This window comes from Streptomyces globisporus (assembly GCF_003501885.1).
GTDB lineage: Bacteria > Actinomycetota > Actinomycetes > Streptomycetales > Streptomycetaceae > Streptomyces > Streptomyces globisporus_D.
In genome coordinates, this window is sequence record NZ_QWFA01000131.1 from 21,472 (window position 1) to 27,902 (window position 6,431).

The following is a 6,431-nucleotide window of genomic DNA, read 5'->3' on the forward strand; positions in this document are numbered from 1 at the left end:
CCGGCGCGGACGGGAAAACATCGCGCGGCGGACGGGCCCGGGATCAACCTTTCGATTGACCGAGTCCGGGGTCTCCGCGGCTACGCTGGACGAATCATGGATTCGCGTTCGCACACCCACGTCACGGCTGCCCTGCGGCTCTGTCTGCACGCGCTGCTGGCGGGGCTGCTGGCCCTGGTGGTGGTGCGCGCGGTGAGCGAGGGCGCGCCGGACACGGCGGCGGTCGTGTCCGTGACGCTGCTGACGGCGGCCCTGTACGCGGCGGGGGCGCTGTGCTCCTCCTCCGTACGGCCGGGAACGCGGGCGGGGGCGTGGTGGCTGGGCGGGCTGTGGGCGCTGTGGGTGGCGCTGCTGGTGCTGTCGCCGGACGCCCTGTGGGTCGCCTTCCCGCTCTACTTCCTCCAGCTCCACTTCCTGCCGATGCGCTGGGCGCTGCCCGCCGTCACGGTCACCGCGGCCGCCGCCATCGCCGGCTTCGTCGCGCACGGGCAGGAGATCGGGCCGGGCGCGTTCATCGGTCCGCTGATCGGCGCGGCGGTGGCCGTCGCCACGGTCCTCGGGTACGACGCCCTCTTCCGGGAGAGCGAACGGCGGCGGGAGCTGATCGTGGAGCTGGTCGCCACCCGGGCGGACCTCGCCGAGGCGGAACGTACGGCCGGGACGCTCGCCGAGCGCGAGCGCCTGGCCCGGGAGATCCACGACACGCTGGCCCAGGGGCTGTCCAGCATCCAGTTGCTGCTGCGCGCCGCCGAACGCTCGCTGCCCGACAACGCCCCGGCCGCCCCGCACGTACGGGCCGCCCGTGAGGCGGCGCAGGCCAATCTGGCCGAGGCCCGCTCCTTCGTACGGGCGCTGACCCCGCCGGACCTGGAGCACGGGTCGCCGGCCGCCGCGCTGGAGCGGCTCTGCGCGCGGACGACCGCACCGGAGCTGACGGTACGGTTCGCGGTCAGCGGCACCCCGGTGGAGCTGCCGACCCCGTACGCGGTGGCGCTGCTGCGGACCGCCCAGTCGGCGCTCGCCAACACCGTGCGCCACGCGGAGGCCCGGCGGGCGGAGATCACCCTGAGCTTCATGGACACCTCGGTGGCGCTGGACGTCGTGGACGACGGGCGGGGCTTCGACCCGTCGGGGGCTCCGGTCCACGAGAGGGGCGAGGGCGGCTTCGGGCTGCCGGCCATGCGGGCGCGCGCCGGATCGCTGGGCGGCGCGCTGAGCGTGGAGTCGGCGCCCGGCCAGGGCACGGCGGTGGCGCTCACGCTGCCGCTGCCCGTCGCGGAAGCGGAGCGTGCGGCGTGACCGGGGGCGAGGGCGCGGACGCGATCCGGCTGCTGCTCGCGGACGACCATCCGGTGGTCCGGGCGGGGCTGCGGGCGGTCCTGGACACCGAGCCGGGCTTCCGGGTCGCCGGTGAGGCCGCCACCGCCGAGGAGGCCGTCGCCCTGGCGGCGACGGGCGGCTTCGACGTCGTCCTGATGGACCTGCAGTTCGGGGCGGGGATGCACGGTTCGGAGGCGACGGCGACGATCACCGCAGCGGCGGACGGCCCCCGGGTCCTGATCCTCACCACGTACGACTCCGACGCGGACATCCTGGCGGCGGTCGAGGCCGGGGCGAGCGGCTATCTGCTGAAGGACGCGCCGCCGCAGGAGCTGGCGTCCGCGGTGCGCACGGCGGCGGCGGGCCGCTCCGCGCTGGCGCCCTCGGTGGCGCACCGGCTGATGGACCGGATGCGCACCCCGGCCGAGGCGCTGACGCGGCGGGAGCTGGAGGTGCTCCAGCTGGTCGGGGAGGGTCTGTCCAACCTGCGGATCAGCAAGCGGCTGTTCCTGAGCCAGGCCACGGTCAAGTCCCACCTGGTGCACATCTACGCCAAGCTGGGCGTCGACTCCCGTACGTCGGCGGTCGCGGCGGCCACGGCCCGCAGGCTCATCCGCCGCTGACGGGACACGCCCGGCGGGTCACCCGGTCGGAGTTCCGCGGGGCGTTCACCCGCGCGGGGGCTCGCCGAAGAGGTCGACCGCGTTACGCACCTCGCGCAGGGCCGCCGCCACCGCGCTCACCGAGCCGATCGCCCCCGCGATCAACAGCAGGGAACGGCGCATCCGGGGGATTTCCGGGACACCGCTGACGGCCATGGCGTCCAGGGCCGCCAGCTCGTCCTCGGCGATCGGCCGGTCGGGGAAGTCGATCCGGAGACCGGCCAGCTCCCGGCGCAGCCGTGAGACGGCCATCCGCAGCTCGGCCACCCTCGGGTCCTCGCCGCTGCCGGTCAGCCGCTTCTGTCCCGCGCTTCGCAACACAGCACTCCCCCTCGCACGTCCGTGTGCCGGTGTCTCCCCCGAATCCGGGGTGGTGGCCAAATCCCCGGGTTCGCCCGCAAGTTAACGCCATAACAGGCAGTGCGCGCCAGCCCACGGAAAGAAATCGGGGTTACCCCTGAGGGTGACATGCGTGTCGCGTGTGCGAACGACTCAGTGGTATCCAGACCTCATGGTTGAGGACATGGCGACGGACAGCCCGCGCAGGGCGAAGAACCCCGAGGTGGCGGGGGTGCTGCTGGCCGCCGGAGGGGGCCGTCGGCTCGGCGGCCGCCCGAAGGCGCTGCTGGAGCACCGGGGCCGCCCGCTGATCGAGCACGCGATGCGCTCCCTGCGCAACGGCGGCTGCGGCCCGCTGCACGTGGTGCTGGGCGCGGCGGCCGAGGAGGTGCAGGCCCGGGCGGATCTCACAGGCTGCGAGGTGAGCGTCAACCCGGGCTGGGAGGAGGGCATGGGCTCCTCGCTCCGGCTGGGTCTGGCGGCCCTGAACGCGACGGGCGCGGATGCGGCGCTCGTCCTCCTGGTCGATCAGCCGGGGATCGGCGCCGAGGCGGTGGCGCGGGTGCGGCTCGCGTACCGCTCGCGGACGAGCCTGGCGGCGGCCGCGTACGGCGGGGAGCGGAGCCATCCGGTGCTGTTCGGGGCGGACCGGTGGGCGGACATCGCGGCGGCGGCCGTCGGCGACCAGGGGGCGCGCACCTATCTGCGGGAGCACCGCGATGCGATCACGCTCGTGGAGTGTTCGGATGTGGCCGAGGCGTACGACATCGACACCTCGCAGGACCTCAGGCACCTGGAGTGACCGGAGCCGCCGCCCTCGGCGGGGTGGCCCTTGAGGGCGGCCAACAGTCCGTGGCCGCGCTGGCACGCTGCGCCGCCGTCGGCCCGTTTCTGTCGACCCGGAGAATCTCGACATCAACAAACCATTGAACTTCCACCATGAGGAAACTACTATCCACTGGTCAGAAGCCCTCTGAACCTCAGACGGCACCCACGGCCGTATCTCGGAGCCATGGCACGCCGTGCCGTCTCAGGCGACCCGGCGGCCGTCGAGACGCCGCCGCCCGCTGAAGGAGTGACAGCTCATGTCCGCACCAGCGCCGTCCACGCTGGCCATCGTCGATGCCGAGCCCCTGCCCCGGCAGGATGAGGTCCTGACCGACGCGGCCCTCGCGTTCGTGGCCGAGCTGCACCGGCAGTTCACCCCGCGCCGCAATGAGCTGCTCGCCCGCCGCGGTGAGCGCCGCGCCGAGATCGCCCGCACGTCCACGCTGGACTTCCTGCCCGAGACGGCGGCGGTCCGCGCGGACGACTCCTGGAAGGTCGCGCCCGCCCCGGCGGCGCTGAACGACCGCCGGGTGGAGATCACCGGTCCGACCGACCGCAAGATGACCATCAACGCCCTGAACTCGGGCGCGAAGGTCTGGCTCGCCGACTTCGAGGACGCGTCCGCCCCCACGTGGGAGAACGTCGTCCTCGGCCAGCTCAACCTCACCGACGCCTACGAGCGCCGCATCGACTTCACCGACCCGAAGTCCGGCAAGTCGTACGCGCTGAAGTCCGCCGATGAGCTGGCCACGGTCGTCATGCGCCCGCGCGGCTGGCACCTGGAGGAGCGCCACCTCCAGCTGGACGGCGTCTCTGTGCCCGGCGCCCTGGTCGACTTCGGCCTCTACTTCTTCCACAACGCGCAGCGCCTGATCGACCTCGGCAAGGGCCCGTACTTCTACCTGCCGAAGACCGAGTCGCACCTGGAGGCCCGCCTCTGGAACGACATCTTCGTCTTCGCCCAGGACTACGTCGGCATCCCGCAGGGCACGGTCCGCGCGACCGTCCTGATCGAGACGATCACCGCCGCGTACGAGATGGAGGAGATCCTCTACGAGCTGCGCGACCACGCCGCCGGGCTGAACGCCGGCCGCTGGGACTACCTCTTCTCCATCGTCAAGAACTTCCGTGACGGCGGCGCCAAGTTCGTCCTGCCGGACCGCAACGCGGTGACGATGACCGCCCCGTTCATGCGGGCGTACACCGAACTCCTGGTCCGCACCTGCCACAAGCGCGGCGCGCACGCGATCGGCGGCATGGCCGCCTTCATCCCCTCGCGGCGCGACGCCGAGGTCAACAAGGTGGCCTTCGAGAAGGTCAAGGCCGACAAGGACCGCGAGGCGAACGACGGCTTCGACGGCTCGTGGGTCGCCCACCCCGACCTGGTCCCGATCGCCCTGGCGTCCTTCGACGCGGTCCTCGGCGAGAAGCCCAACCAGAAGGACCGGCTCCGCGAGGACGTCTCGGTCGCGCCGGGCGACCTGATCGCCATCGACTCGCTCGACGCGAGCCCCACGTACGACGGCCTGCGCAACGCCGTCGCGGTCGGCATCCGCTACATCGAGGCCTGGCTGCGCGGCCTGGGCGCGGTCGCCATCTTCAACCTGATGGAGGACGCGGCCACCGCCGAGATCTCCCGCTCCCAGATCTGGCAGTGGATCAACGCGGACGTGGTCTTCGAGAACGGCGAGCACGCCACCGCGGACCTGGCCCGCAAGGTCGCCGCCGAGGAACTGGCCGCGATCCGCGAGGAGATCGGCGAGGAGACCTTCACCGCCGGCAAGTGGCAGCAGGCCCACGACCTCCTGCTCCAGGTCTCCCTGGACCAGGACTACGCGGACTTCCTGACCCTGCCCGCGTACGAGCAGCTGCGCTGACCCGTCCCGTCACGACGGACGCGAACCGCCCCCGGCACCGCACAGCGCCGGGGGCGGTGGTGTTTCCCGGGCCGGTCGCCCGCCTCACTTGCCCCACCGCGCCGCCCCGCTCGGCTCGTCGGGCGAAGACCTCGTCCTTGGCGTCCGCCCATTCCCGCAGGGCCGCCTGAAGCTCCCGCCGGGCGAGCCGGTCCAGACAGAGACGCCCGTGCAGATGGTCCGTCTCGTGCTCAAGACACCGGGCTAAGCAGCCCCGGCCCTCGATCGCCAGTGGTGCGCCGTCCAGGACCGGGGCCCGGATCTGTCGCCGCCCGCTCCGAGAACGAGCAGCACGACGTCGGACTCCTTCCCTGCGTGGTGCGGGCCGTGCCCACCCGGTCCCGGGGGGGCCACTGAGCAGAGGTGCCTGCGCAGCCCGGTCACCACATCCCGGAAGGGGCTGATGACGAAGAGTCCCGCGCCGGGTTCAGCCCCTGGCTGCCGGCAGGGCCACCATGTGTTGGCACACTCCCCCTCGTCGGAAGACCACCTTCCCATCGGGTCGTCGCACCGGCGGTGGACGCGAAGGGGTGAGCGCAACTACCGACACGCCATAGATCAACCACACGATATGTATTTGTTGTGAAGAGCCAGGTGAATGGCGGGAAACAGTCCGTTCCTGGCCTGAGACCAGCCGCCCGGCGAGCCCCGCACGCCCGCCCCATCCCGGCCGGCCCTTCCGGGGTCAATGGACCACAGGGTGTGCGGGGGGCACGCCCGGGAGGCGGATGCCGAGACCGGTTTCAGTCCGTCAGGACCACCGTCCGCTGGGCCGAGAAGTCGCCCCACTTGCCGTCCGGGAGCTTGGCCCTGAGCTTCACCGAGTAGCGGGTGCCCGCCGGGTCGGGGAGGTCGAGCCGGTAGGTGGCGCGGCCCTTGGGGGGCGTACCGCCCCAGACGACGGTGGTGGTCAGCTTGCCGTTCATGTACAGCTCGTAGGCGGGGATGGTGCCGCCCGTGTCGGGCTGGTCCCATGAGAGGTCCAGGGTGAACAGGCCGCCCTCCTTGGCGACTTCGGTTCGCAGACCGGTGGGGGCGGTGCTCGCGGGGGCGCCGGGGGCGGAGGCGGTGGTGAGGTCGAGGGTGTTGCTGTCGGCCGAGGACTTGTCGGAGGCGTCCCGGGCCCGGACGGTGAAGGTGTAGACGGTCCCCGGGCGCAGCCCCGTGAGCTTCGCCGTGGTCTCGGAGGCGGGGACGCTGTGGATCCGGGAGCCCTCCTGGTAGATGTCGTACGAGGTGACGCCGACGTCGTCCTTGGCCGCACCCCAGGTGAGCGTGGCTCCACGGCTTCCGTCGGCGCGGCCCGTCAGCTGCGCCGGGGTGGTGGGGGGCTCGTCGTCCTTCGGCGGGGTGGCCCGGGTGGTGA

At 72.5% G+C, this 6,431-nt stretch carries 7 protein-coding genes; 4 read left to right on the forward strand and 3 right to left on the reverse strand.

From position 1 onward, the window contains the following. The first annotated feature begins 96 nt into the window (after nucleotides 1-96). Both D3105_RS22985 and D3105_RS22990 read left to right on the forward strand, forming a co-directional pair. Nucleotides 97-1,299: a sensor histidine kinase gene (locus D3105_RS22985; RefSeq protein WP_118904954.1), complete on the forward strand. Its 1,203-nt coding sequence runs from the start codon at nucleotides 97-99 to the stop codon at nucleotides 1,297-1,299. After that, nucleotides 1,296-1,943 (forward strand): response regulator, encoded by a 648-nt coding sequence (locus D3105_RS22990; RefSeq protein ID WP_118904955.1) that lies wholly within the window; start codon nucleotides 1,296-1,298, stop codon nucleotides 1,941-1,943. The genes D3105_RS22985 and D3105_RS22990 overlap by 4 nt, the downstream gene beginning before the upstream one ends. A 45-nt stretch (nucleotides 1,944-1,988) precedes the next feature. Here D3105_RS22990 and D3105_RS22995 read toward each other — a convergent pair whose 3' ends face one another. Continuing rightward, nucleotides 1,989-2,303 (reverse strand): DUF5955 family protein, encoded by a 315-nt coding sequence (locus D3105_RS22995; RefSeq protein ID WP_030585310.1) that lies wholly within the window; start codon nucleotides 2,301-2,303, stop codon nucleotides 1,989-1,991. 202 nt (nucleotides 2,304-2,505) lie between these two features. Between D3105_RS22995 and D3105_RS23000 the strand changes: the two genes are divergently transcribed. Both D3105_RS23000 and aceB read left to right on the forward strand, forming a co-directional pair. Next, nucleotides 2,506-3,123 (forward strand): nucleotidyltransferase family protein, encoded by a 618-nt coding sequence (locus D3105_RS23000; RefSeq protein ID WP_240646998.1) that lies wholly within the window; start codon nucleotides 2,506-2,508, stop codon nucleotides 3,121-3,123. A 283-nt stretch (nucleotides 3,124-3,406) separates the two neighbouring features. After that, nucleotides 3,407-5,026, forward strand: a complete 1,620-nt coding sequence (aceB, locus tag D3105_RS23005) for a malate synthase A (protein WP_118904957.1) — start codon at nucleotides 3,407-3,409, stop codon at nucleotides 5,024-5,026. Here aceB and D3105_RS36095 read toward each other — a convergent pair. Both D3105_RS36095 and D3105_RS23015 read right to left on the reverse strand, forming a co-directional pair. Continuing rightward, nucleotides 4,920-5,426, reverse strand: a complete 507-nt coding sequence (locus tag D3105_RS36095; RefSeq protein ID WP_118904958.1) for a peptide deformylase — start codon at nucleotides 5,424-5,426, stop codon at nucleotides 4,920-4,922. The two genes, aceB and D3105_RS36095, sit on opposite strands and share 107 nt — an antisense overlap. Nucleotides 5,427-5,808: 382 nt before the next feature. Beyond that, nucleotides 5,809-6,431 (reverse strand): fibronectin type III domain-containing protein (locus D3105_RS23015; protein ID WP_133305700.1); only part of this gene is annotated, 623 nt, incomplete at its 5' end.